The organism is Arthrobacter sp. 05T410 (assembly GCF_056396505.1).
The window spans coordinates 230,774-254,691 of sequence record NZ_JBFTLP010000002.1; the positions used below are offsets into that span (position 1 = coordinate 230,774).

Sequence of the window (23,918 nt, forward strand, 5' to 3'; positions counted from 1 at the left end):
GTTAGACGTGTCCCATCGCATTTCGGTTGGCGTTGCGGATGTAGCAGAACCAGCAGACCACCAGCATCAGCACGTAGGCCCCCACGAAGCCGTAGAACGCCGAGGTGTAGGAACCGCTGGCGGTGTTGGAGGCGTTGAGGACCTGGGGGATGATGAATCCGCCGTAGGCGCCGATGGCCGAGATCAGGCCGAGGGCCGAGGACGCGAGCCGCTGGGTGGTGTGCGTGCTGGCCCCGGCGCGGGCGGCCCGGCTGGAGGTGGCGAAGATGATCGGGATCATGCGGTAGGTGGCGCCGTTTCCGAAGCCGCTGGCAGTGAAGAGGAGCAGGAACAGGAAGAGGAAGAGCCAGAAGTTCTTCAGCGGCAGGGTCCAGAGCATGGTGAGGGTGATGACGGCCATGGCGGCGAAGGCGGCGACGGTCATGCGGGCCCCGCCCATCCGGTCTGCCATGCGTCCGCCGTACGGGCGGGCCAGGGAGCCGACCAGCGGGCCGAGGAAGGCCAGGGACAGGGCCACGGTGCCGACGGAGATGGAGGAAAATGCCGGGAAGTAGTCCTTGATGAGCTTGGGGAAGACGCCGGCGAAGCCGATGAAGGAGCCGAAGGTGCCGATGTACAGCAGCGCCATGATCCACAGGTGCGGCTCTTTGACCGCGGCCAGCGAACCTGCGACGTCGCCCTTGGCGCTGGTGAGGTTGTTCATGTACTTCCAGGCACCAAAGGCTGCCAGCAGGATCAGCGGAACCCACATGAACCCTGCGACGGGCAGGTTCACGGTGCCGGCTGCCAGCAGGGTGATGGCGATCGGCACGGCCAGCTGTGCGACGGCGGCACCGAGGTTTCCGCCGGCGGCGTTCAGGCCCAGGGCCCAGCCCTTTTCCCGTGCGGGGTAGAAGAAGGTGATGTTCGCCATCGAGCTGGCGAAGTTGCCGCCGCCGAAGCCGGCCAGCGCGGCCACGAACAGCATGACGCCGAACGGGGTGGCCGGGTTGGCGACGCACAGGCCCAGGCCGATCGTGGGGATCAGCAGCAACAGGGCGGACACGATGGTCCAGTTGCGGCCGCCGAAGCGGGGAACCATGAACGTGTAGGGGATCCGGAGCGTGGCGCCGACGAGGCTTGGCATGGAGATCAGCCAGAAGATCTCGTTGGTAGAGAATTTGAAGCCGGCGGAGGGAAGCTGGACCACCACGATCGACCACAGCTGCCAGACCACGAAGCCCAGGAACTCGGCGAAGATGGACCAGTTCAGGTTGCGCCGGGCGATCGAGCGGCCGGCCGACTCCCACTGCTCCTTGTTTTCCGCATCCCAGTTGGCGATCCAGCGGCCGGGCCGGTGGTCGAGGGTAAGGGTGCCGCCGGTACTGGCGGCGCCGACCTCTGCGGTGCCGATTTCGGCGGTGCGTTCAGCAGTCACTTGGGAGACCTCCTTGGGGGGTGATGTCCTTCAAAGGTAGGGACGCCGCGTTTCCGGGACGGACGCGGTTTATTAACGCGCTGTGACTTTTGCCTATCGGGGCTTTTATGACGGTGTGAGAATAGGTGTGACGACCACCACGTGAGACAACGACACGAAGTCCAAATAGCGGACTATTTGTCCATTGACTGGACGGTGGGAACTATTATCAGACGTATACGAATCCCTAGCCGGCGGTCCCGGGCATCGGGCTCTTGGGGAAATATCCGACCGGTCTTCATGAAAGCGTTACTACATGTCATCCACTGCCACCTCCGCGGAGCATGGGTCCACCAAGCAGGTGAATTCGCGCGGCCGCGTGATTGTCGCCAGCCTGATCGGTACCACCGTCGAGTTCTATGACTTCTACGTTTACGCCACTGCGGCCGTGCTCGTTTTCCCGAAGCTCTTCTTCCCCGGGCAGAACGAGACGACCCAGCTGCTGGCATCCTTCGCCGTGTTCGGCGTCGCGTTCATCGCCCGCCCGCTCGGCTCGGTCATCTTCGGCCACTTCGGTGACAAGTTCGGCCGCAAGGGCACGCTGGTGGCCTCGCTGCTGACCATGGGCATTGCCACCTTCCTGATCGGCTGCCTGCCGACGGCAACCGTCCCTGGCTGGACCTTCCTGGCCCCGGCACTCCTCGTGGTCCTGCGCTTCTGCCAGGGCCTGGCCCTCGGCGGCGAATGGAGCGGTGCGGCGCTGCTGGCGACCGAAAACGCCCCGTCGAACAAGCGGGCCATCTACGGCACGTTCCCGCAACTGGGGGCCCCGATCGGCTTCATCATCGCCAACGTGATCTTCCTGGTCTTCAGCTACACCCTGACGCCGGAGGCCTTCATGGAATGGGGTTGGCGGGTGCCGTTCCTGCTTAGTGCCGTCATGGTGATCATCGGCCTCTATGTTCGGCTCAAGCTGATCGAAACCCCCGCTTTCACCAAGGTCCTCGAATCCAATGAGGTTGCCAAGCTGCCGCTGGCACGGGTCTTCAAGACCAGCTGGCGTCCGCTGATCCTGGGCACGTTCATCATGCTCGCCACTTACGTGCTCTTCTACCTGATGACCACGTTCACGCTGACCTACGGCACCCGGGCATCCAGTCTGGACACGGCGAAGGCCGCCGCCGAAAAGGCCGGCAAGCCGATGACCGAGGCCGCTGCCGCTGCGTTCGTCCCGGGCCTGGGCTACAGCCGGAACGATTTCCTCTGGATGCTGATCGCCGGTGTCGTATTCTTCGGTATCTTCACGCTGGTCTCCGGCCCGCTGGCCGAAAAATTCGGCCGCCGCAAGATGCTGATTGTTGTAACTTTCGGCATCCTCGCCTTCGGCCTGCTGTTCGTTCCGCTGTTCAGCGCCGGATTCGTGGGCGCCATGGCGTTGCTGATCATCGGCTTCTCGCTCATGGGCCTGACGTTCGGTCCCATGGGTGCGCTCCTGCCGGAATTGTTCCCGGGCAATGTCCGCTACACCGGCTCCGCCATCAGCTACAACGTCTCCAGCATCCTGGGCGCTGCCGTGGCTCCGTTCATCGCCGTCTGGCTCTGGGAACTGGCCGGTGGCAGCACCGTGCTGGTGGGTGTCTACCTCGCCGCCATGGCGGTGCTGACGCTGATCGCCCTGTTCGTGAGCAAGGAAACCCGGGACCTCGACTACACCAACAACGTAGCCTGACGTCCGGCCCTCTTTCCTGACAGAGGAAGCCCGGTGTGTTCATTGAACACACCGGGCTTCTGCGTTTTGCGGGGCTGCGGGGCCAGGCTTCAGCGTTGGCGGGGCTCAGCTCGCGTAGCGCTCCACAAAGTTCCGCAGGATCTTCATCGGTTCTGTCGCAGTGAACTGCCGGGCGTCATCCATGAGCATTTCGGCCGATTCCGGCGGGAAGTAGCCGGCATGGCGGTAGATATCGATCCTGGTGACGAGCCCTTCAGCATCGAGCTCGGGGTGGAACTGCGTCGCGTACAGGTTGGTCTTGATCCGGAACATGTGCACCGGGCAGGCGGCCGAGCTGGCCAGCAGCACCGCATGGGAGGGCAGGACGGTGCAGGCTTCCTTGTGGCCGGTGAACGCCGTAAAGCTCTCCGGCAGCCCGCGCAGGAGGGGATCCTGCAGCCCCTCCGCCGTCAGTTTGATGGTGACGCCGCCGAGCCCTTCACCGTACGTCCGGTCGATCACGGCGCCCTGGTGCAGTCCGAGGGTGCCGACGCCGTAGCAGGCGCCGAGGAACGGGAAGTCCTCGGCCACGATCCTGTCCAGCAGCCCGGCGAGTTCGCGCTCCACCCGGTGCTGGGTGGCGCTCTTGTGCTCGGCCGGGTCGCTGGACGTAAAGGGACTGCCGCCCACAATGACGCCCGAATAGTCGGACAACTCAAGCGTTGGCAGCGGGGCGGCTTCCATCCGGATGCGGTGGAGCTGCTCGGGCCGGAGGCCGCAGTAGCGAAGGTAGGCGCGGTATTCGTCCTCGGCGGCGGTGTCCTCCGCGCGCGAGGCGAGGAGCAGGAATGGCTTCACACTCCAAGTCTCTACTGGCCGGTTGCGGACGCGCCAGAGGCGCGCCCGCAACCGGCAGCGGCGCCGGCCGTCCGCCGTCGCCGTACCGTGTGCCGCTTACTCTGCGGCGCCGTCCTCGATCATGGCGATGATGGCGCCGGCGGACACGGTCTCGCCGGCCGCTGCGGCGAGGCCGATGACGATGCCGGCGCGGTGGGCGGTGAGCGGCTGTTCCATCTTCATCGCCTCGAGCACGACGACGAGATCGCCCTCGGCGACCGTGTCACCCTCGGCGACGGCCACCTTCACGATGGTCCCCTGCATGGGGGAGGTCAGGGCGTTGCCGCTCGCGGCCGCGGGTGCGCCGCCACCCCGGGAGCGCTTCTTGGCCTTGGCCGGCTTTGCGCCTGCGGCGTTGCCGACTGAGCCCAGCGACGCCGGCAGCACGACTTCCAGGCGCTTGCCGCCGACCTCGACGACGACGCGCTGGCGGTCACCGGCGTCGGCCGCTTCAGCCTCGGTGCCGGTCGGGGTCCAGGCCGGAATGTCATTGACGAAGGCCGTCTCGATCCAGCGGGTGTGGACCTTGAAGGGGCCTTCGGCCGGTGCGAAATCGGGATTGGAAACCACCGCGAGGTCGAACGGGATGACGGTGGGGATGCCCTCCACCACCATTTCCTCCAGTGCCCGCCGGGAGCGCTGCAGGGCCTGGGCGCGGGTGGCGCCGGTGACGATCAGCTTCGAGAGCATGGAGTCGAAGTTGCCGCTGATGACATCGCCCTGCTCCACGCCGGAATCGACGCGGATACCGGGACCGGTGGGGTTTTTCAGTACCGTGATGGTGCCGGGGGCGGGCATGAAGTTCCGGCCCGGGTCCTCGCCGGTGATGCGGAATTCGATCGAGTGGCCGCGGACTTCCGGGTCGCCGTAGCCGAGCTCCTCGCCGCGGGCCAGCCGGAACTGTTCGCGGACGAGGTCGATCCCGGTGACTTCCTCGGAGACGCAGTGCTCCACCTGAAGGCGGGTGTTGACCTCGAGGAAGGAGATGGTGCCGTCCTGGCCGACGAGGAATTCGCAGGTGCCTGCGCCGAGGTAGCCCGCCTCCTTGAGGATGGCCTTGGAGGATTCGTAGAGCCGGCGGTTCTGTTCCTCGGTGAGGAACGGGGCCGGGGCTTCCTCGACGAGTTTCTGGTTCCGGCGCTGGAGCGAGCAGTCGCGGGTGGAGACCACCACGACGTTGCCGTGGGCGTCGGCCAGGCACTGGGTCTCGACGTGGCGCGGGGCGTCCAGGAAGCGCTCAATGAAGCACTCGCCGCGGCCGAAGGCGGCGGTGGCCTCGCGCACGGCGGATTCGAAGAGTTCGGGGATTTCTTCGCGGGTGCGGGCCACCTTGATGCCGCGTCCGCCGCCGCCGAAGGCCGCCTTGATGGCGACGGGCAGGCCGAACTTGTCCACGAAGTCGAGGATTTCCTCGGCGGATTCGACCGGGTCGGCGGTGCCGGGAACCTGCGGGGCGCCAACCTTCTCGGCAATGTGGCGGGCCTGGACCTTGTCGCCCAGGGCAGAGATCGCTGCGGGGGAGGGGCCGATCCACGTAATGCCGGCATCGATCACCTTGGCGGCGAACTCGGCGTTCTCGGCCAAGAACCCGTACCCGGGGTGGATGGCGTCCGCGCCGGACTGGCGGGCGACGTCGATGATCTTGTCCATCACCAAGTAGGACTCCGCGGCGGTGTTGCCACCGAGCGCGTAGGCCTCGTCCGCGAGCCGGGCGTGCAGCGCGTCGCGATCGGGGTCCGCGTAGACAGCCACCGAGGCGATGCCTTCATCGCGGGCGGCGCGGATGATGCGCACCGCAATTTCTCCGCGGTTGGCGATCAGCACCTTGGTCAGCCGGCGGATGCCCGCGGCTGTAGATGACTGCGTTGATCCCGGCACGGTGGGTGCGGACTGCTCCGAATTTGCTGACAAGGCGTCTCCTTCTTTCCTTCAGGGAGCCTAGCGCGGTTTTGAGGGTTCCGCCGATATTACTTGCGGATTCCGCGCGTATACGGCCCTTCCTTTGTAGGGTTGCCACAAAGGGCGGCGAATTGGCTCACTCCGCCACGCATTCCGTCGTTACTCGGCGCGGACGTCCGCCGGGTCCACAGCCCCGCCGGTCCAGAGCTCGGTGATGCCCACATTCGCCTGGCCGAGCAGGGCACGCAGGGTGGAGATGGAGAGCCCGACGACGGTGTGGGGATCGCCGTCGACCTTGCGGATGAACGCCCCGCCGTAGCCGTCGATCGTGAAGGAGCCGGCGCACTGGAGCGGCTCGCCGGTGGCGATGTAGGTTTCGATTTCGTCAGCGCTCATCTCCATGAAGTGGACCTCGGCCGAGGACACCGAGCCCAGGGTGGCGCCGGTGCCGCGCGCGCCGTCGTCGCCGTCTGTGTCGTCGTTGGTGTCTGCGTCTGCGTCTGTGTCAGCGTCTGCGACGGCCGTGTCGCGGCAGTCCACGAGCCAGTGGCCGGTGTGCAGGACGCCCATGCTGCCGCTCATGCGGAGCATACGCTCCCGGGCGACGTCGGCCGTGTAGGGCTTTCCGTGGGCCTCGCCGTCGAACTCGAAGACCGAGTCGCAGCCGATCACGATTGCGCCGTCCGCCTCGGGCAGGGACGCGACGGCCTCTGCCTTGGCCCGGGCAAGCAACAGGGCCGTGTCATGCGGATCCGTCACGCCGTAGCGGGCCTGCACGGCGTCCTCATCCACGTCCGAGACGAGGACCTCGTGGGCGATGCCGGCGTTGTGGAGCAGCTTGGTGCGGGCGGGGGACTGGGAGGCAAGAATGAGGCGGGTCACGGCTCCAGCCTAATCCACCGCAGCACAGCAACACGGGGTCCCGGAAGGGCGCCTAAACGGGGCAGAAGACCCTGTCTGCGGATACGTGACAGTGGTGGAGTTGAACCGGCATCCTAAAAAGAATCGAGCAGCTCATGTCTGGATGGCTCGTGGCAAGCGTTGGCATGGTTGGTGATGGAACATATTTTGGCTGGGACGGCTTCACCATCCAATCCGGAAACCTGATCGTGATCGTCGTGATGATCATCTTGTTCATCCTGGCCTTGGTCCTGCCTTTTCCCGGAGGGAAGCGGCGGAAATGACTGCCCCCGCAACACCGGGACACGGTGCGCAGGTCGATGAAACAGACGCCCGCACCTTGACCGGCAGGGCCCGCCGGTGGCTCCTGAGGAAGCTTCCGCCGGACAAACTCTTGCCCGAGGACCAGCCAAGCTTCGTGGCATCCTGGGCGTACGTATTCGGCATGGGGGCCATCGCGTCCCTGCTGTGGATCATCGTTTCCGGGATCGTGCTGGGACTGAACGGACCCCAGTGGTATCACGTGTCCTCGCTGGGGAGTTTCGTCAACAGCACGCATTTGTGGAGCGTGGAGTTCTTCTTCATCTTCATGGTGGTGCACCTGTGGTTGAAATTCTGGATGGCGGCCTGGCGCGGGGGCCGGGTGCTGACCTGGATCACCGGCGTGATCTCCTTTGTCGTTTCCATCGTGGCGGCCTTCACCGGGTATCTGCTCCAGACGAACTTCGATTCGCAGTGGATTGCCTTTGAAGCGAAGGATGCGCTGAACGCGGTCGGAGTAGGCGCTTGGTTCAATGTGGCCAACGTCGGTCAGCTCTTCACCTGGCACGTCACGCTGCTGCCCTTGGCCGTGGGCGCCGTGGTGGTCCTGCACGTCCTGCTGGTCCGGGTCCACGGCGTTGCACCTCCACTGGATGCCGCGGAGTCCGACGCCCAGCTGCTTCACAACCGCCCGGAGGCCACCGAACCTCCGGAGGCCACCGAACCTCCGGAGGCCACCGAACCCAGGGGCACAGAATCCGGGGGCGCAGTGCAATGACCAGAAAAAACAGTAGTACCTCCTGGCGGAAGGCAGACGACGTTGCCAGCCGGCCCTGGACGGGCAGCGTCCGCGAATATGACCTCATCAAGGAACTGATCATCGGCGTTGTGGTGGTCGGCCTGCTCGTGCTCGGTGTGTCCGCCATCTTCGGGTCCCCTGATGAGCCCAGCGTGAGCCTCAAGGCGTGGGCCACGGCCGCCCCGGCGGATTTCGTTGGCACCGCTGCAAAGGAACTGGCCGGCACCAGCGATACTGCCGGATACGGGCCGCCCTACAACTCGACCCCGGACGCGACGCAGAAGATCGGCCCCGTGGACCTTCAAAGCCTCTCCGGCGTTCGCCTCCCGGTTGATACCGCCAATGACTTCGTGATCGCCCCGCTGGCGACGCTGCCGTCGCCGCCGGCAGAGCTGGCGAGCTGGACGGCCGCCACGGATCAGCAGCGCTCAGCCTGGGCAGCTGCCTATTCGGACGCCCTTGCCGCTGCGCCGGATAACGACCCGGCCCAGGTGGGCGACGGCGACTATGGCCCGGTCCCTGCACTGACCGGAGCGCTGCTGGAGATGGCGCGCCAAGGCAGTCTGGACGGCGTGCTGCAAAGCGGCGGAAACTTCTACAACATGGACTACACACGCGGCCTCCTCTTTTTGGGCGACGGCGGCTACTTCCCGGATCTTGCGGCCAGCCAACACCTCTCCGGGGATCAGTGGGGCGTGATGAACGAAACCGGCGATACGCCTGGGCAGTCCTGGTTGTGGCTCTTCTCGCTCCTTTACCAAGTGGAACCGTTCAAGAGCTCGCCTAATGCCGATGCCCTCGTCGTCGTCACGATGTTCGTGCTGACGGCGTTGCTGGCCCTGCTGCCGTTCATCCCCGGACTACGGTCGCTGCCGCGGGTGATCCCCCTCCATCGCCTGGTCTGGAAGGACTACTACCGCAACCGCTGAGTCCGCCGGCAATCCGTGACGCCTAGCTTCGGCTGAGGAGTACAGGCGCGTTATTGTCGGGGGCCCCTGAAACACTGGATTCATGGACGGCAATCAGGGGCCCGAAGTGGTTCCGGCAGGACACGGCGACGCCGGCTTCGGTCGCGCCGGGAGCGGCGCGGCCACCATTCCGGGCACCGCGGAGGCCACCTCCGCGGAGGTGGCGGGCCGGCTGGACGCCGGGCCGGTGGGCTTAGGCTGTCCGCCCACGGACAGTGCCGGGATCATTGACCGGATCCGGGAACTGGAGGACTGGAAGTCCGCCGCGTCCGCGGAACAGGCCCGGCTCGCCGTGGCCTTCGACCTGCTCCAGCGCCGCGAACAAGGCCGGCTCGGGGTCCCGGCCGAGAGGCTTGGCGCCGGGGTCGGTGCGCAGATTGCCCTGGCCCGGCGCGAATCCCCGGCCAGGGGCGGCCGGCTCCTCGGCCTGGCCAAAGCCCTCGTCACCGAGATGCCGCACACCCTCGCCGCCCTGGAAACCGGTCAGCTCAACGAATGGCGCGCCACCCTGCTCGTTCGCGAAACCGCGTGCCTGAGCGCCGCGGACCGGGCCGGCGTCGACGCCGACCTCGCCGCCGATGCCGGGACGTTCGCCGGGGCCGGTGACCGGTCCCTGGTCGCCGCGGCCCGGGCCGCCGCGTACCGGCGTGATCCCCGCTCCGTCACCGAACGCGCCGCGCACGCCGCCAGTGAGCGGCGTGTCAGCCTCCGCCCGGCCCCCGATGCGATGACCTGCCTGACCGCCCTGCTGCCCGTGACCGCCGGCGTCGCCGTCTACAAGGCGCTGAACGGGCACGCCGACACCCTCCGCGCCGCCGGGGACCCGAGGGGCCGCGGGCAGCTGATGGCCGATGCCCTGGTCGAACGCACCACCGGCACCCCGGGCGGGATCACCGGCGTCGAAATCCAGCTCATCATCACCGACCGCACCCTCTTCCAGGGAGACGCCGAACCGGCCCGGCTCCCCGGCTACGGCACCGTCCCCGCCGGCTGGGCCCGCACCCTCATCAACGGCACAAGGGGTGCACACAGAGGTGACGGCGGCCGTCCCCCCGGACCGGGCGGCGCGGCCACAAACAGGGACAGAAACACGGACAGAAACGGTGACGGCCAGTCCGGCGGTCCGGGGCACAGTGGTCGCCCTGGACCGGGTGGCACCGGAGGGAGCGGCGATGACCCCGCGTTCAACCTCTGGCTCCGGCGGCTCTACACCCACCCCGGGAGCGGGGAGCTCATCGCCATCGACTCCCGCGCCCGGCTCTTCCCGCCCGGGCACCGCCGCTTCATCCAGGCCAGAGACGATACCTGCCGGACCCCGTACTGCGACGCGCCCATCCGCCACCTGGACCACATCATTCCCTGGCACACCGGCGGCCCGACCACCACGGACAACGCCGCCGGCCTCTGCGAAGCCTGCAACCACACCAAAGAAACCCCCGGCTGGAAAGCACGCCCCAGCCCCGAAGCCGCACCCGGATCCGCCTCGAGCATCGGCGCGAGGCACACCATCGAACTCACCACCCCCACCGGCCACACCTACCACTCCACCGCGCCACCCCTGCCCGGATCGCCTGCCGGCGAAGTGAGCGCGTATTCCCGCCGCCAGCGCCGCGACGAGCGCCATCGCGCGAAGACGCTCAAGCGTATGCGGCCCTCAGGCTCACTGGCGGCTTGAGCGTCGAACGGATCTCAAGCTGTCCAGGCTTGCACGCACAAAAAAGCCGCCCGCCGATCAGAATGATCAGCGGGCGGCTTTAGGGCAACTCGTCGGGCTTTAGCGCGCGCCGATCTCCTCCGGCTCGGGCTCGCTGTCGGCCGAAGCTGAGGCTGAAGCCGCGGGCCGGAGCTTGGAGCCCTCGACATCGACGTCCGGCAGGATCCGGTCCAGCCAGCGGGGCAGCCACCACGCCTTGTCGCCGAGAAGGTACATCACGGCCGGAACGATCGTCATGCGGACCACAAACGCGTCCACCAGGACACCGAAGGCCATCGCGAAGCCAAGCGGCCGGACCATGTTCAGGTGCGAGAAGATGAAGCCGGCGAACACGCTGACCATGATGATGGCGGCGGCGGTGACTACGGACGCGGCATGGCTGAAGCCGGTGCGGACCGCATGCCGGGCCGATTCCCCGTGCATGAAGGACTCACGCATGCCCGAGGTGATGAACACCTGGTAGTCCATGGCCAGCCCGAACAGCACGCCGATCAGGATGATTGGCAGGAAGCTCAGCACGGCGCCCGGGTTTTCGACGCCGAACACCGTTCCCAGCCAGCCCCACTGGTAGACCGCGACGACGGCTCCGAAGGCGGCCGCGAGCGAGAGCAGGAAACCGCCCGTGGCCAGCAGAGGCACCACGATGGAGCGGAACACGAGCAACAGCAGGATCAGGGACAGCCCGACGACGATGGCCAGGTACGGGGGCAGGGCATCGCCGAGTTTGGCGGAGACGTCGACGTTGCCGGCAGTCTGCCCCGTGAGGCCGATGCTGACCCCGGTGGATTCCTTGATGCGGTCCTTTTCGGCGCGCAGCTCGGAGACCACCTGGACAGTGCTCGCGCTGGCCGGGCCCTCCCGCGGGATGACCTGGAACACCGCGGTGCGGCGGTCCTCGCTCAGCGCCACAGGAATGGCGGCGGTGACGTTGCCAGTGCCGCGGAGGATGTCGGCGACGTCGAGCTGCTTGGCTGTGGCTTCCTCCGCGCTCAGGCCGGCCGGGAAGTCGCCCACCACCACGATCGGGCCTGTCATGCCTTCGCCGAAGCTGCGGCCGGTGACGTCATAGGCCTTGAACGCCTGCGACTCCACAGGCTCGGACCCGCCGTCGGGCAGCGCCAGCCGCAACTGGCTGGCTGGCAGCGCCACGATGCCCAGCAGCAGGACGCCGGCCAGCAGTGCCAGGACCGGGTGCCGGGTGACGAGTCCGCCCCAGCCCTGTTTGCTGCGGCGTTCGTCGCGGGCACGGTCCGCGCTCTCGTGGCCGGGGGCGGCGTTGTGCTTTTCCGCCTTGGCCCAGACCCGGCGGGAGATGAGCCGGGGCCCGATCAGGGACAGGACGGCGGGGGTGAGGGTCAGAGCGACGACGACGGCGACTGCCACCGTTGCGGCGGCGGACAGGCCCATCACGGCCAGGAAGGGAAGGCCCGGGATCACGAGGGCCGCGAGGGCGATGATGACGGTCAGGCCCGCGAACAGCACCGCGTTGCCGGAGGTGCCGGTGGCGAGGGCGACGGATTCCTCGCCGTCCATGCCGGCCAGGAGCTGGCCGCGGTGCCGGTTGACGATGAACAGGGAGTAGTCGATGCCGACGGCGAGGCCCAGCATGAGCGCCAGCATCGGGGAGATGGAACTCATGTTGACGGCGCCGCTGAGGGCAAAGGTGCCGCCGACGCCCACCGCCACACCGACCAGGGCCATCAGCAGGGGGAGCCCGGCGGCGATCAGGGTTCCCAGCATGACGATGAGCACCAGCGCCGCGATGGCGATGCCGAGGATCTCCGAGATGCCGAACAGCTCCGAAACGTCCTCCGTGATTTCCTTGCTGGCCAGGGCGGTCACGCCGGCAGAGGAGACTTCGTGGGCGATGTCCTGGACCTGCTGGCGCACGGCGGGGGCCAGCCCGTTGATCGAGGTCTTGAACTGGACCTGGGCGATTGCCGCAGTGCCGTCCTCGGATACGAACCGCATGCCCTGCGAGGCCTCCAACTGGCGTTTGGCCAGGGCGAGCTTGGCCGCGCCGGCCTCGAGTTCCTTGGTCCCGGCGTCGAGCTTCTCCTGGCCCGCGGCGAGGGCAGCCTTCTGCTGGCCAAGCTGGGCGTCGATGGCCCCGGCGGACATGCCGGCCGCGGTCATCTGCTGCTCGGCGGCGGCCAGCTGGGCCTTGCCGGCGGCCAGTCGGGCGGCCGACGCGTCCAGCTGCGCCTGTCCTGCGGATGCCTGCTGCTCGCCGGCGGCAAGGTCCGTGACGGCCTTGTCCAGCTGGGCCTGGGTGGCGAACGGGTCCACGGTGCCCTGAACATCGGGGAGGGCTTTCAGCTTGGTCAGCGCAGCCGAGACCGCGTCCTTGCCGGCCTGCGTGAACTGGCCGTTCTGCGACTCGAAGACGATGCCGGCCGAGCCGCCGGAGGACTTGGGCAGCTCCTGCTTCAGCTTGTCCGCCATCTGCTGGGTTTCAGTGCCGGGGATCTGGAAGTTGTTGGACATGGTGCCGTGGAAGGCCGCAGCCGCGCCGCCGACGGCCACCAGGACGGCGAGCCAGAGGGAGATGACGAGCCAGCGGTGGCGGTAGGAGAACTTGCCGAGACGGTAGAGCAACAGGGCCATGTCAGTGCCGATCTGGGGAAGGGGTGGCGGGGGAGTGGGACGCGAATCCGGAGCCGAGGAGGCCCATGGAATCGATCAGGAGCTGGCGCAGGACGGACAGGGACTCGGGGGTCAGGTCGCCGCCGCAGCGGGCAAACCAGACATCCATGGCGGCTTTTCCGCACGAGATGACGGAGCCGGCGAGGGCGCGGAGGTAGAGCTCGTCGACGTCGCCGGCCGCCGCCAGCGCAAAGCGTTCGCGGGCGGCTTCGATGATCTGTTCGGTGCAGTGGTCCCAGGCCTCCAGCTCGGAGCGGCTGAGCTGGGGGTTGGTCTGGCCCAGGCTGTAGAGCTCGGCCACCGGTGCGACGGTCATGGGATCGGCCAGTTCAACGAGGGCTGCGCGGGCCGATTCCAGGATGGGCTCGCCTGCCGGGCGGAGCCGGAACTGCTGAAGTGCCGTGTCCAGGAAGCCGAACGTCACCGAGGCGAGCGCCGCCTCGGTGCTGCCGAAGTAGTTGAAGAACGTGCGCCGGGAGATCCCGGCGGCGTCGGCGATGTCCTCCACCGTGAAGTTTCCGGGTCCCCGCGTGCGGAGCAGGTCCATGGCGGCGTCCGTGATGGCCTGCCGGGTAGCGGCCTTGTTCAGTTCGCGGCGCGAGGGGACACCGAGGTCGCCGGATGCGGCGGCGTGGGCGGCGGAGGGGGAGGGCGATGGGGACACGCGCTTACACTACGTGCATGTTTGCACTCTGGGCAAGTATTTTCCAGGGGCGGTGGGGCTGGCAGGATCGGCGCTCAAGGCTTGAGCTGGGCTGCCGCGTCGCCGGAATTGGTCAGGTAGATCGACTGGCCCGTTGCCCCGGGCTCATTCTGCGAGAGCGGAATGGCAAAAACGGCTGTGCCGTAGGCGCAGATCTCCGTCCAGTTCTGCCCGATCGCCGATGTATCGAAGCGCATGGTAACGATGGCGTTGGCGCCGCGCTGCTCGGCCTCGGCCACCATCCGGGCCATGACATCCTGCCGGCTGTCGTAGAGGGCCCGCGTCATTTCCAGCACCTCGCCGCCGCCCAGGGAACGGAAGCCCGCCATGAGCTGGGCCGTGATGTCCCGGGAGCGGACGGTCAGGCCCATGACTTCGCCGAAGACGGCGTCGATCCGGTGGCCCGGGATGTCATTCGAAGTGACGATCAGCATGCCCAGAGCCTATCCACCTTTGCCGCCATTGTGCCCTCTTTTTGCCCTCTGGGCGTCCCTGCCGGATTCACAGGAAAGTGAAAGCTGGGAAACAGCTATCTCTGCTGGGGCAGGTGCAGACTGGAGATGCTCGTGGAGCAGCCTTCCCCGGACGAATCATCAGCTTCAAGCGCCGTCACCGCGGCAGATCCAGGAGACAGCAGATGTCACGCACAACGAAAATCGCGCTCGGCCTCGTGGCCGCGGCCGTGGCACTGGGCGCAGGGCTCGGAGTCGCCGGGATGGCCTCCGCCACCACGACGCCGACGCCCGCCCCGACACCCAGCTCGAGTGCTCCCGGGAACAACTTCGCCGACGGCTACGGCATGCGCGGTGGACACCGCGGCCACGGCGGTGCGGAGTTCGGCTCCCGCGCCAAAGAACTCGCCGCCAAGCTCGGCGTCGACGAGGCGAAGGTCACCGACGCCCTGAAGACTTTCCGCGAAGCCAACAGGCCGGCCACCCCGCCGGCCCCAGGGCAGAAGCCGGACCGCGCAGCAATGGAGAAGGCCCTGGCCGCGTCCCTGGCGAAGTCGCTCGGCATCGATGAAGCCAAGGTCACCGCTGCCCTGGAGGAATTGCGTACCGCGGAACAGGCCAATCACGCCGCGGCACTGAAGCCCCGGCTGGACCACGCCGTCAAGGACGGCACCCTGACCCAGGCAGAAGCGGACGCAGTCACCAAGGCGGCCGAAAAGGGTGTGATCGGCGGACACTAGGCCCGTGCAGACTCGGGCCGAGGCCGGCTAAAGCCGAAGCCGGTAAACCAGAGAAGTCCCCGGGGATTCCCGGGGACTTCTCTGGTGAACACTCGTTCTGTTGTTACGCCCTGGCGTCAGCCAGTTCCCGCTCGTCCCGTCCTGCCGCGGGAGTGGCGGCGGCGGAGGGGTCGACGGCCGCGGTGCCATCGACGTCGTCGCTAAACGGATCGCCGTTCCGCGGCGCGTTGTACAGCGTTTCGTCCAGGATGCCCTGGCGCTTGGCCACGATCGCCGGGATCAATGCCTGCCCGGCCACGTTGACGGCGGTGCGTCCCATGTCCAGGATCGGGTCGATGGCCAGCAGCAGGCCGACGCCGGCCAGCGGCAGTCCCAGCGTGGAGAGCGTCAGCGTCAGCATCACGACGGCGCCCGTAGTGCCGGCGGTCGCGGCAGAGCCGAGCACGGACACCAGTGCGATCAGCAGGTACTGGGTGAAGTCGAGCTGGATGCCGAAGAACTGGGCCACGAAAATCGCCGCCACGGCCGGGTAGATCGCCGCGCAGCCGTCCATCTTGGTGGTCGCGCCGAGCGGCACGGCGAAGGAGGCGTAGGCGCGGGGGACACCCAGGCTTCGTTCGGTCACGCGCTGGGTCAGCGGCAGGGTGCCGATCGAGGAGCGGGAGATGAAGGCCAGCTGCACGGCCGGCCACACGCCGGAGTAGTACTGCTTGATGGACAGCCCGTGGCTGCGGATCAGCACGGGGTAGACCACGAACAGCACGAGCGCCAGGCCGATGTAGATCGCCACGGTGAACTTGCCGAGCGAGCCGATGGTGTCCCAGCCGTAGACGGCCACGGCGTTGCCGATCAGGCCGATCGTGCCCAGCGGCGCGATCCGGATGATCCACCAGAGGACCTTCTGGATGACGGCGAGGGCGGAGGCGTTCAGGGCCAGGAACGGCTCGGCCGCCTTGCCCACTTTCAGCGCGGCGATGCCGACGGCGATCGCGATTACCAGGATCTGGAGGACGTTGAAGCTCACGGCGGTGGTGGCGACGCCGTCAGTGACGGTGGTGGTCGCGCCGAGGCCCAGGAAGTTCTTCGGGAACAGCCCGGTCAGGAAGGCCCACCAGTCACCGGACTTGCCGGCGTACTTCGCTTCCTGGCTGATGCCGGTTCCGGCGCCGGGCTGCAGCAGCACGCCCAGGCCGATGCCGATCAGCACGGCGATTAGCGAGGTGATCGCGAACCAGAGCAGCGTGTTCCAAGCCAGGCGGGCCGCGTTGGAAACGGCGCGCAGGTTGGAAATTGAGCTGACGACGGCGGTGAAGATCAGGGGGACCACGGCGGTCTGCAGCAGCGAGACGTAGCTCGAGCCGATGGTCTGCAGCGTGGTGCCGAGGGCGTTGGGGTTGGCCTTGGTGCTGCCGGTGTACTTGGCCAGCAGGCCAAGGCCCAGGCCGACGATCAGGGCGGCAATGATCTGGAAGCCGAACGAGCCGGCCCATTTGGGCAGCTGGAACCCGGTCTTTCCAGCGGGTGCGGGGGTGCTTGTCTGAGTGGTCACCGGAACACGCTAGGACCGTTGCCAATAGCATGACGAACGGATGTTGAGAAATGTTACGGCGCCACGGGTGGCCCCGCGCCGCGGAATGCCCGGGCTTGCCGCGCCGGCAGGGGCTTTTGTGAAGTTATTCCGGCAAGCGGTGTGGTGATTGTCTCGTCGCCGGGCGGCCCGGGCCGCCCGGTGAGGCGCGAGATGACGGTTCGCGGCAGTGCTCTGGAGACACACTGCCGCGAACTGCCATCCCGGGCAGGGAGGGCCTAGCGTGCGCAGGTGCCTGCGACGCCGCCGCCTGCGTGGTAAATCATGTCCTGGTACGCCACGGAGGAGCGCACCGGGGTGTTGCTGGTGACTGTCTGGACCGTCGCCCCGCTGCGTGCGAGCTTGAAGGACGGCGTGGTCCCGGCCACGAGCGGAACCTTGAAGGAGGTCAGCCCGGCCGGGGCGTCCATGGTCTTGACGTTGCTGCCCTGGGTGATGGTCAGGCGCCCCGGAGTCTTCAGCACGGCCACGAGTTCTACTTCGTTCTTCGCCGCGTCACCGTTAGGGATGTACATCGGCGTGGGTTTGCCGTTGCGACCGATGGGGGTCATCGAGTACGGAGCGTTCGTGGGGTGCGAGCGGTGGCTCCAGTACAAGGCATCCTGGGTGATCGCGGGCTTGACCCCGTTCTTGAACCAGGAAATGTAGTAGGCAGCCATGTCCAGCACTGCATAGCCGCGGTCCTTGGAAGGTGCCACCCATGACTCGGTGTAGTCGTTCCAGGCGATGAGCGCAATGGAGTCGGCGTTGCTGGTGACCGCCGAGGCCAGGGAATCGCGCAGGGTGGAGCTGTTGGACGACTCCCAGTACCGCCCGTCGTAGGACCGTGAATCCTCGAATGCCACCGGCTGCATGTAGGTCTTGCCGCGGCGGTGGGCTTCAGCGCTTTCCTTGGCGAGGGTCGGAACGCCGCTGGCGGTGCGGGTGCCCCATTGCGAATACCCGGACACCGAATTGTTCCAGTCCGTCTTTTGGGTTCCTCCGCCCCACGAAATGAAGATGGGTACGAGGTTGGATTTGACGCCTGAGGAGGCGAGGCGGCTCCGGAGCCCGTCCCACCACGAGGGAGTCTTGCGTTCCGGGAAGAACGGGGCGAGCACGATGCCGGCATTGTTCCTGTAGATGGACGGGTCGTCCTTCACCTTCATGACGTTGTTGTAAACGCTGTCAGAGGTGGAGCCGGCGGCCGTGTTGAAATCCGGGCTGAGCATGATCTTGAAGCCCGGGTCCACCGCCTTGGCGGCGGCGAGCATGGCCGGCAGCTGCTGCCAGCGGATATCGGTGGAGCTGTTGTATTCCCAGATGAATCCGTCCAGGCCCGCCCCGACTGCCTGCCGGACCTCCTTCTCGAAATCGGCCTGCCGCCATGTGGTCTGGGTTGCGCGCTGGGGAGCAGCCGGACGGTCCCTGAGGTCGTACGCGCCGTTGGCGGAGTTGTGGGTGTCCATCCAGCGCGGGTAGACGTCGCGGGTGGCGTCGGGGCTGTCGACGGCGAGCGGGAACGGCGGGAAGTAGTAGGCCCACGCCTTCTTCGCCGAGGTATGCCGGTTCGCGGGCGCCGGGAGGTTGAAGGGCAGCGGATTGCACGCCGTTGTCGTAGCGGTGGGCGTGGCAGTCGGCGTCGCGGCGTTCAGGGGTGCCGGGGCGCTAATCGTGGCCGCAGCCACGACGACGGCCGTCGCAACCACGGATGCCGCTGTGCGCTTCCGGATCCGCGTCCGCGCTTTCGCGGCGTCATTGGTCGGTGGACTTAGGAATGAGGCGATATTCCTCATAAGGGCTCCAATATGGGGTCTTGTGTATGCCCGGCAATCGTCAGCCGCTGCAGGATGCCTCAGCGAGGTTCCGGCAGAAGCCCAGCGCCTGGCTTTTCCTCTGCGCTCCTTCGCGGAGCGCTGGGATGCTGGCGCTATTCGTTCACGCGGGATTCTATTGTCAATAGCTCGCACCGGAGACCAAGGTGCTGGTACCTCTATGCATGCGCCTGGTTCATAGGCGTTGTCCCGTGTAATTGCTGCAGGGACGACGCGCGCATACTGACAGTCAGCAAGACCATGCCGCAGTTGCGGAGGTACTTGCATGACCGGTGCCCTGCCGGAGGGCAAAGGTACACCGGACACTTGAGTCGCAGCCCCAGCCGCCGACCCGGGCGTTCAAAAGCCCAGAAAATGTGTCCCCCAGAGACTAGTCGACTATTGGGCCAAGGTCCATTTGCCCGGGACAGACGGACGGCCGGCTGCGGCGACTTCGCCCCGCGAATAGCCGCCCCAACCGGCCGTCTGCCCACTGTCCGTGCAGGTCAGACCCCGGAACCCGGCTTACCCCAGGAGCGCGCGCTTGAGAGTGTCCAGGCCCACCGAGCCGATGTTCAGGGCCTTCGTGTGGAAGGCCTTGAGGTCGAAGCCGGGGCGGGATTCCAGCTCTTCCCGGATCTGCTCCCACAGCCGCTGGCCCACCTTGTAGGACGGGGCCTGTCCCGGCCAGCCCAGGTAGCGGGTGAACTCGAACTTCAGCTGCCCCTCGCTGATCGGCAGGTTGGCGCGAAGGAAGTCAAAGCCCTTCTCGGAGGTCCAGATGCCGCTGCCCCAGCGCTCGGGGACTTCGAGTTCCAGGTGCACGCCGATGTCGAACACCACGCGGGCCGCACGCATGCGCTGCATGTCCAGCATGCCCATGTGGTCGCCGGGATCATTGAGGTAGCCGAGCTCCTGCATGAGCTTCTCCGCGTAGAGTGCCCAGCCTTCGCCATGGCCCGAGGTCCAGCACACGCTGCGGCGCCACTTGTTCAGCAGCTCCCGGCGGTAGGTGGCGGTGGCGACCTGGAGGTGGTGGCCGGGCACGCCCTCGTGGTACACGGTGGTGGTTTCGGCCCACGTGGTGAAGGTGTCTTCACCGGGCGGCACGGACCACCACATGCGGCCCGGGCGGCTGAAGTCCTCCGAGGGTCCCGTGTAGTAGATGCCGCCTTCATCGGTGGGCGCGATCCGGCACTCCAGCGTTTTCATGACGTCCGGGATCTCGAAGTGGACGCCGGCGAGCTCCGCGACGGCTTTGTCGGACAGTTCCTGCATCCAGGCCTGGAGGGCGTCAGTGCCCTTGAGCTGGCGGGCGGGATCATTGTTGAGGATCTCTTTGGCTTCCTCCACCGTGGCGCCGGACCGGATTTCGCCTGCCACCCGTTCCTGTTCGGCGATGAGGCGGTCGAGTTCCTGGACACCCCAAGCGTAGGTCTCCTCCAGGTCCACGGTGGCGCCGAGGAAGTCCCGCGAGGCCAGGGCGTAGCGGGTGCGGCCCACAGCGTCCTTGGCCGGGGCGACGGGCAGGAGCTCGGACTCGAGGAAACCTGCGAGCCGGGAGTACGCCACCCGGGCAGCTGCCGCGCCGGCGTCGAGCCGGGACTGCAGTTCCGCCGGGAGCGGGCCGTCCGCAGTCTTGGCGCCGGCGGCGAGCTTGGCGAAGAAGCCGTCGTCCGCGGCGTGCTTGGTGGCCTGCTCGATCACGATCGAAACCTGGCGGGCCGCGGCCACTTTGCCGTCCTGCATCGCCGACCGCAGCGACTCTATATAGCCGTCGATGGCGGCGGTGACATTGTGGGCCCGGCCCGCGATGTGCTCCCACTGCCCGGCGGTATCCGTCGGCATGAGGTCAAAGATCGCGCGGATGTCCTGGGACGGGGAGGCGATGTTGTTCAGATCGGCCGTGGCCCAGCCCGATTCGTGGATTTCCAGCTGCAGGCCCAGCCGCTCGCGCATGGCGTCGAGGGTGACGGCGTCGACGTCGTCAGCCGGCTCCAGCCCGTCCAGCGCCGCAAGTGCCTCGCGGGCGGCGGCCGCGAATTCCTCGTGGCCGGCGGGGGAGAAGTCCTGGTACTCCGTCTCGTGCCCGGGCAGGCCGAGTTCGGTGGCGAAGCTCGGGTTAAGCCGGATCAGGGTGTCCGTGTAGGCGTCGGCGACGGCGTCAATGGCCGTCTGCTGGCGCGCGGGGGCAGTGTTGTCTGAGGCGATGATTTCGGTAGTCACCCGACGAGACTAGCCCGGCCGCCGCGGTTATGAAAGAGTCACTGAACTTTTTCGCGCGCAACTCTCCCGTGCAGATTTCGGCTGCGGGCAGGCCTTGCCAGGACGCTGAACCGCGTCGGCTCAGCCCAGGCTGCGGCGCCAGGCCTGCGGACCGGGCCTCGGCGCCAGCCGAAGCTGCTGCCGGCGGACCCAGTGCCGGACGCCGGGGCTTTCCGGTGCCGCCTGCTGGGTCTGCCCCAGGGACAGCACGACGGCGGTCAGCGCCGCCAGCTCTTCCGGCGTCGGTTCGCCCTTCACGACTGAGAGAAGCGGCGAGTCGAGGCTGTCGGCGGGTCCTTCTGGCCGTGGGCCCACGCCGGCGAGGGACCCGGCCTGAGCTTGCGAAGGCTGGGAGCCGGTGGGGACTTGCGAGGTTAGGGGGCGGGTGGGGATCACAGCGGGATGTTCCCGTGCTTCTTGGCGGGCAGGGCTGCCCGCTTGTCCCGGAGGGCGCGCAGGCCCTTGATGATCTGCAGTCGGGTCTCGGACGGTGCGATGACGGCGTCCACGTAGCCGAGCTGGGCGGCCTGGTAGGGGTTGAGCAGCTCTTCCTCGTACTGGCGGATCACCTCGGCGCGCTTGGCCTCGACGTCGCCGCCATCCTCGGCCACCGCGGCGAGTTCGCGGCGGTACAGGATGTTCACGGCACCCTGGGCGCCCATGACGCCGATCTGGGCGGTGGGCCAGGCCAGGTTGAGGTCCGCGCCGAGCTTCTTGGAGCCCATCACGATGTAGGCCCCGCCGTAGGCCTTGCGGGTGATCACGGTCAGCTTGGGCACGGTGGCCTCGGCATACGCGTAGAGCAGCTTGGCGCCACGGCGGATGATGCCCTGGAACTCCTGGTCCTTGCCCGGCAGGAAGCCCGGCACGTCCACGAGCGTGATGATGGGGATGTTGAAGGCATCGCAGTGCCGGACGAAGCGGGCGGCCTTTTCCGAGGCCGCAATGTCCAGGGTGCCGGCGAACTGCATGGGCTGGTTGGCCACGATGCCCACCGTGTGGCCCTCGACCCGGCCGTAGCCGATGATCACGTTCGGGGCATAGAGGGACTGCATCTCGAGGAAGTGGGCGTCGTCGACAATTTGCTCGATGACCTTGCGCATGTCGTACGGCTGGTTGGCCGAGTCCGGGATCAGCGCGTCCAGGGCGAGGTCGTCGTCGTCGACCTCCAGTTCCTGCTGGTGCTCCAGCACCGGGGCCTCGGCGAGGTTGTTGGAGGGCAGGAAGTCGAGCAGTTCGCGGACGAACTCGACGGCGTCGGCCTCGTCGGAGGCCAGGTAAGTCGAGGTGCCGGTGTTGGCGTTGTGCTGCCGGGCGCCGCCGAGGGTTTCCATGTCCACGTCTTCGCCGGTGACGGTCTTGATGACATCCGGGCCGGTGATGAACATGTGCGAGGTCTTGTCCACCATGACCACATAGTCGGTCAGGGCGGGGGAGTAGGCCGCGCCGCCGGCGGAGGGGCCCATGATCAGCGAGATCTGCGGGACGACGCCGGAGGCGTGGACGTTGTTGCGGAAGATGTCCGCGAACATCGCCAGGGAGGCGACACCCTCCTGGATGCGGGCACCGCCGCCGTCGAGGATGCCCACCACGGGGCAGCCGTTGCGCAGCGCGAACTCCTGGACCTTGACGATCTTTTCGCCGTTGACCTGGCTCAGCGAGCCGCCGTAGACGGAGAAATCCTGGCTGTAGACCGCAACCGGGCGGCCGTCCACCGTGCCGTAGCCGGAGACGAGGCCGTCGCCGAGGGGCTTCTTCTTCTCCATGCCGAACGCGGTGGAGCGGTGCACGGCCAGCGCATCGAATTCCACGAAGGAGCCGGCGTCCAGCAACAGGTCGATGCGCTCGCGGGCGGTGTTCTTGCCGCGCGCGTGCTGCTTGGCGATCGCTTCCGGGCCGGAGGGCTGTTCGGCACGGGCCTGGCGGTCGCGGAAATCTGCAATCTTTCCCGCAGTCGTGGTCAGATCGTGGCTCATCAAGTTTCTCCGGCTCTGTCGCAAGGTTGTACGGCGCCCGTCGCGTGGGGTCCTTTGGCTGGAATCCACAAAAGCAGGGCTCTGCTGGCAAGTCTAGTGACGGTATTGGCCGGTGCCGCTGTAGGGAACCTACAATTTTCCCGCCGCGAAGCTCCCTCACCACTTTGTTACCCGCCAGTAACATTGGTCGGCTAGAGTGTGGGCATGACTTCAAGCAACGATGCTTCGGGCACCGCCACAGGGCCGTACCAGGCCGCCGGTTCCCTTCAGGGCCGCACTGTCCTCATCTCGGGGGGCAGCCGCGGCATCGGCCTGGCCATCGCGCTCCGCGCAGCCCGGGACGGCGCCAACATCGTCCTGATGGCCAAGACCGGCCAGCCGCACGCCAGGCTCGAGGGCACCGTGTATACCGCGGCAGAACAGATCGAGGCCGCCGGCGGCCAAGCGTTGCCGCTGGTCGGCGACGTGCGCAACGACGCCGACGTCGCCGGGGCTGTCGACGCCGCCGTGGACCACTTTGGCGGGATCGACGTCGTCATCAACAATGCGTCGGCGATTGACCTCTCCACCACCGACGATGTGGACATGAAGCGCTACGACCTCATGCAGGACATCAACGTGCGCGGGACGTTCCTGCTCTCGAAGATGGCGCTGCCGGCCCTGCGCGCCTCCGGGGCCGGGCACATCCTCACGCTCTCCCCGCCCTTGAACCTGGATCCGAAGTGGGCCGGCCTGCACCTGGCCTACACCATGGCCAAATACGGCATGAGCCTGACCACGCTGGGGCTGGCCGAGGAGCTCAAGGCCGACGGCGTCAGTGTGAACTCGCTCTGGCCGTGCACCTTGATCGACACCGCGGCGATCCGCAACATGCCCGGCGGCGACATGATCGTTAAGGGCGCCCGCAGCCCCGAAATCATGGCCGACGCCGCCCATGCCGTGCTGACCGGCKGCAACGCGGTCCCCGCCCACGGCAGCCGGAGCGGTAACTTCTACACCGATGAACAGGTTCTCGCGGCGGCAGGGGTGACGGACTTCAGCCCGTACAGCCTCGGCGCGCCGGAGGCCCTGCTGGTCCCGGACATCTTCCTCTGAACTTGCTGGGTGTTTTGCGGCCGTCTGCCCCGCGGAATTTCCCCTCATTTGGCGTCCGGGCGCCGGAATCAGCGGTGTGTCCGGCCGACACGCCGGACACCCCGGCCAAAGGTGGGGA

Annotated in this window: 19 protein-coding genes; 7 read left to right on the forward strand and 12 right to left on the reverse strand. The window is 67.2% G+C overall.

All coding sequences use genetic code 11. From position 1 onward, the window contains the following. Position 1: 1 nt before the first annotated feature. Positions 2-1,393, reverse strand: a complete 1,392-nt coding sequence (locus AC1DFR_RS03480) for an MFS transporter (RefSeq protein WP_476849155.1) — start codon at positions 1,391-1,393, stop codon at positions 2-4. Between the two features lie 319 nt (positions 1,394-1,712). Between AC1DFR_RS03480 and AC1DFR_RS03485 the strand changes: the two genes are divergently transcribed. Further along, a complete protein-coding gene (locus AC1DFR_RS03485) occupies positions 1,713-3,125 on the forward strand; it encodes an MFS transporter (RefSeq protein WP_476856529.1) in 1,413 nt (470 codons plus the stop codon). Positions 3,126-3,230: 105 nt separating this feature from the next. Here AC1DFR_RS03485 and AC1DFR_RS03490 read toward each other — a convergent pair whose 3' ends face one another. The 3 genes from AC1DFR_RS03490 to AC1DFR_RS03500 form a co-directional block, all read right to left on the reverse strand. Then, on the reverse strand, positions 3,231-3,962 hold the full coding sequence (locus AC1DFR_RS03490) for a glutamine amidotransferase (RefSeq protein WP_476851866.1): 732 nt from the start codon (positions 3,960-3,962) through the stop codon (positions 3,231-3,233). Positions 3,963-4,058: 96 nt separating this feature from the next. After that, positions 4,059-5,912 carry an acetyl/propionyl/methylcrotonyl-CoA carboxylase subunit alpha gene (locus AC1DFR_RS03495; protein WP_476851865.1) on the reverse strand — a complete coding sequence of 618 codons (1,854 nt, stop codon included), beginning with the start codon at positions 5,910-5,912 and terminating at the stop codon, positions 4,059-4,061. A gap of 147 nt (positions 5,913-6,059) precedes the next feature. After that, entirely contained in the window at positions 6,060-6,782 is a 723-nt protein-coding gene (locus AC1DFR_RS03500; RefSeq protein ID WP_476871287.1) for a Maf family protein, read from the reverse strand. A 134-nt stretch (positions 6,783-6,916) separates the two neighbouring features. Here AC1DFR_RS03500 and AC1DFR_RS03505 point away from each other — a divergent pair, with 134 nt between their 5' ends. The 4 genes from AC1DFR_RS03505 (at position 6,917) to AC1DFR_RS03520 (ending at position 10,503) form a co-directional block, all read left to right on the forward strand. Next, positions 6,917-7,084: a hypothetical protein gene (locus AC1DFR_RS03505; protein ID WP_223914108.1), complete on the forward strand. Its 168-nt coding sequence runs from the start codon at positions 6,917-6,919 to the stop codon at positions 7,082-7,084. Then, on the forward strand, positions 7,081-7,839 hold the full coding sequence (locus tag AC1DFR_RS03510) for a cytochrome b N-terminal domain-containing protein (RefSeq protein WP_476872729.1): 759 nt from the start codon (positions 7,081-7,083) through the stop codon (positions 7,837-7,839). The genes AC1DFR_RS03505 and AC1DFR_RS03510 overlap by 4 nt, the downstream gene beginning before the upstream one ends. Beyond that, the gene (locus tag AC1DFR_RS03515) at positions 7,836-8,789 is read left to right on the forward strand and encodes a hypothetical protein (protein WP_476856524.1); all 954 of its coding nucleotides are present in this window, start codon (positions 7,836-7,838) and stop codon (positions 8,787-8,789) included. Before AC1DFR_RS03510 ends, AC1DFR_RS03515 begins: the two co-directional genes overlap by 4 nt. Positions 8,790-8,871: 82 nt before the next feature. Beyond that, positions 8,872-10,503, forward strand: a complete 1,632-nt coding sequence (locus tag AC1DFR_RS03520) for an HNH endonuclease (RefSeq protein WP_476872730.1) — start codon at positions 8,872-8,874, stop codon at positions 10,501-10,503. 99 nt (positions 10,504-10,602) lie between these two features. Here AC1DFR_RS03520 and AC1DFR_RS03525 read toward each other — a convergent pair whose 3' ends face one another. From AC1DFR_RS03525 to AC1DFR_RS03535, 3 genes are all read right to left on the reverse strand, one after another. Then, positions 10,603-13,149 (reverse strand): MMPL family transporter, encoded by a 2,547-nt coding sequence (locus AC1DFR_RS03525; protein WP_476872731.1) that lies wholly within the window; start codon positions 13,147-13,149, stop codon positions 10,603-10,605. A 1-nt stretch (position 13,150) separates the two neighbouring features. After that, positions 13,151-13,852, reverse strand: a complete 702-nt coding sequence (locus AC1DFR_RS03530; protein ID WP_476872732.1) for a TetR/AcrR family transcriptional regulator — start codon at positions 13,850-13,852, stop codon at positions 13,151-13,153. A 74-nt stretch (positions 13,853-13,926) separates the two neighbouring features. Beyond that, positions 13,927-14,325 (reverse strand): YbjQ family protein, encoded by a 399-nt coding sequence (locus tag AC1DFR_RS03535; RefSeq protein WP_476856510.1) that lies wholly within the window; start codon positions 14,323-14,325, stop codon positions 13,927-13,929. 203 nt (positions 14,326-14,528) lie between these two features. Between AC1DFR_RS03535 and AC1DFR_RS03540 the strand changes: the two genes are divergently transcribed. After that, positions 14,529-15,083 (forward strand): hypothetical protein, encoded by a 555-nt coding sequence (locus AC1DFR_RS03540; RefSeq protein ID WP_476872733.1) that lies wholly within the window; start codon positions 14,529-14,531, stop codon positions 15,081-15,083. A gap of 103 nt (positions 15,084-15,186) precedes the next feature. Here the strand turns inward: AC1DFR_RS03540 and AC1DFR_RS03545 are convergent, their stop codons facing one another. From AC1DFR_RS03545 to AC1DFR_RS03565, 5 genes are all read right to left on the reverse strand, one after another. Beyond that, complete coding sequence (locus AC1DFR_RS03545) at positions 15,187-16,632, reverse strand: dicarboxylate/amino acid:cation symporter (RefSeq protein WP_476872734.1); 1,446 nt, start codon at positions 16,630-16,632, stop codon at positions 15,187-15,189. A 257-nt stretch (positions 16,633-16,889) separates the two neighbouring features. Beyond that, positions 16,890-18,359: a glycoside hydrolase family 71 protein gene (locus AC1DFR_RS03550; protein ID WP_476872735.1), complete on the reverse strand. Its 1,470-nt coding sequence runs from the start codon at positions 18,357-18,359 to the stop codon at positions 16,890-16,892. A 630-nt stretch (positions 18,360-18,989) separates the two neighbouring features. After that, entirely contained in the window at positions 18,990-20,690 is a 1,701-nt protein-coding gene (locus AC1DFR_RS03555; protein WP_476872736.1) for a DUF885 domain-containing protein, read from the reverse strand. Between the two features lie 120 nt (positions 20,691-20,810). Then, positions 20,811-21,044 (reverse strand): acyl-CoA carboxylase subunit epsilon, encoded by a 234-nt coding sequence (locus tag AC1DFR_RS03560; RefSeq protein WP_459385969.1) that lies wholly within the window; start codon positions 21,042-21,044, stop codon positions 20,811-20,813. A 77-nt stretch (positions 21,045-21,121) separates the two neighbouring features. Further along, a complete protein-coding gene (locus AC1DFR_RS03565; RefSeq protein ID WP_079551557.1) occupies positions 21,122-22,705 on the reverse strand; it encodes an acyl-CoA carboxylase subunit beta in 1,584 nt (527 codons plus the stop codon). Between the two features lie 204 nt (positions 22,706-22,909). Between AC1DFR_RS03565 and AC1DFR_RS03570 the strand changes: the two genes are divergently transcribed. Next, positions 22,910-23,800 carry an SDR family oxidoreductase gene (locus AC1DFR_RS03570; RefSeq protein WP_476872737.1) on the forward strand — a complete coding sequence of 297 codons (891 nt, stop codon included), beginning with the start codon at positions 22,910-22,912 and terminating at the stop codon, positions 23,798-23,800. Positions 23,801-23,918 lie beyond the last annotated feature (118 nt).